Below are 1,783 nucleotides of genomic sequence, written 5' to 3'. Positions count from 1 at the left end.
GAATAAACTCAACGGGACTTTTAATGCAAGGCGGAGAGCATTGATAAACTTAAGTAAAAAACAGATATGGATTTTAGCTATGCTTATAAGCACATCACTACATTTGGGAGTGATCTTTTATATTCCTGTCCCACAAAGAAAAGAGAAGCCTCCCATAATGAGAGTTAGCTTTACAACTCTTCCCAAAAAAGTTGAAAAAATAGACGTACGACAGACGGCAGGACCCAAAAAAGAAACTGAAAAAAAAGAAATTAAAAAAAACATAAAACCTAAACCCAAGCCAAAGCTCGAGAAACCAAAAGAGAAAATTAACGAAGAAAATAAAACGGAAGTTCCCGCAGCAAGAGAAATATCTCAGACACCTGCAAAAAACATACTCCCGGAAGAGGCAGATTGGCAGGATACTTCTCAATCCGATGTTGCTGATGACTCATATTCCGGTTCAGCACAAACCTCGAATATGCCTGTTATGGAAGGAAGGGCAGGAACTTCTGCTGCTCCTATAGATGTTCAGACGTTAAGAATTACAAAAAAAGTTCTTCCTGAATACTCCGCCTTCTCTAGGAAGCGTAAAGAAGAAGGATCGGTTGTAATTATTATTACAATAGAAAATGGAAGAGTAACGGACACAGAGTTAGAAAAAACCAGTGGATTCCCTCGTTTAGATGAGAGTGCAATAAGAGCAGCAAAACAGTGGAGATTCGATTACAATGGAACAATAAGGGCGAGGTTGCCCATAGTATTTAAATTAAAATAGAAATGGTGTAAAAATGAGCGAAAGAAACAGAATCTCTTTTAACAATAATACCCTTCGCCTTGGTGGCACATCCTGGGTTGTACCCGGAACTTTAGAAGAGAATTTGCGCTGTCTGTCAGAAAATGTATCGGACATGGAAATAGTACTCTTTGACACTCCCGATGGCTCCAATATCCCACATGAAGACGAAGTGCGCGAGCTCGGTTATCTTTTGGGAGAGCTTGGTATGACTTGTAATATCCATTTCCCTGTTGATGTCTGTAAAGCAGAAGTATCAGATATCAAAGAGAGAATAAAATGTGAAGATACATGTCTTCGCATAACAGAACTCTTCTCTCCCATAAAGCCATTTGCATGGATACTGCATCTCGTCGGAGAAGTTAGAGGCAGAGTCCCCAGCAAAGAATTGGAAATTTGGAAAGAGCTCACTCGCTCTTCGGCGTTGCGCATAGCAGCATCTGTTGACGATAAAAGCCGGATTTGTGCTGAAACACTAGATAATGAATTTTCATACATTATCGATATAGTAAGAGAAATAGGGTTATCCGTTTGTTTGGACGTAGGACACCTAATAAAAGGAGAATATCCCGCACTAGAGTATACAGAAAAATATATGCCTGAAACACGCATGATTCATCTGCATGGAGTGATGCCCGACGGAACAGATCATGTTGATCTTTCTTATTTTGATAAAGAGCTATTGAAAAAAATAATAAAACTTGCAGATGACGACCGTGAGAGAGTAATGAGCATAGAGGTATTTGAAGATGACTACTTCCGTTCATTGGAAGTTATAAAAGATTTTAAAGAAAATTATTTTAATTAGCAAAAATTGTTATATTGCATTTTTAATCAAGATGTAGTATTGTCTACAGACAACCAAATATAGAATTGATGTTCAGTTAGGGAATTCGGTTAAAAGCCGAAGCAGCCCCGCTACTGTAACCGGGACGAACCCGCAAAAAGTCACTGCCGAAAGGTGGGAAGACGCGGAAGTAGGATGAACGGAAGCCAGGAAACCTGCTG

General features: G+C 39.3%; 2 protein-coding genes and 1 riboswitch. Both genes read left to right on the top strand.

Annotated elements, in window-relative coordinates:
- Positions 1-40 precede the first annotated feature (40 nt).
- Positions 41-757 (top strand): energy transducer TonB, encoded by a 717-nt coding sequence (locus GXZ13_00720; protein NLX74368.1) that lies wholly within the window; start codon positions 41-43, stop codon positions 755-757.
- A gap of 13 nt (positions 758-770) precedes the next feature.
- Positions 771-1,583 carry a hypothetical protein gene (locus tag GXZ13_00715; GenBank protein NLX74367.1) on the top strand — a complete coding sequence of 271 codons (813 nt, stop codon included), beginning with the start codon at positions 771-773 and terminating at the stop codon, positions 1,581-1,583.
- 29 nt (positions 1,584-1,612) lie between these two features.
- Positions 1,613-1,783, top strand: a riboswitch (cobalamin riboswitch). This riboswitch is flagged as partial in the annotation.

The sequence above is a fragment of the Synergistaceae bacterium genome (genome assembly GCA_012728235.1).
Classification (GTDB): Bacteria; Synergistota; Synergistia; order Synergistales; family Synergistaceae; genus JAAYFL01.
The sequence above is the reverse complement of the archived record's forward strand: the minus strand, read 5'-3'. Positions and strand labels throughout refer to the sequence as shown.

What these genes read in the sequence shown, in the direction of transcription:
- GXZ13_00715 (NLX74367.1), top strand. Translation starts at nt 771, where the DNA reads ATGAGCGAAAGAAACAGAATCTCTTTTAACAATAATACCCTTCGCCTT.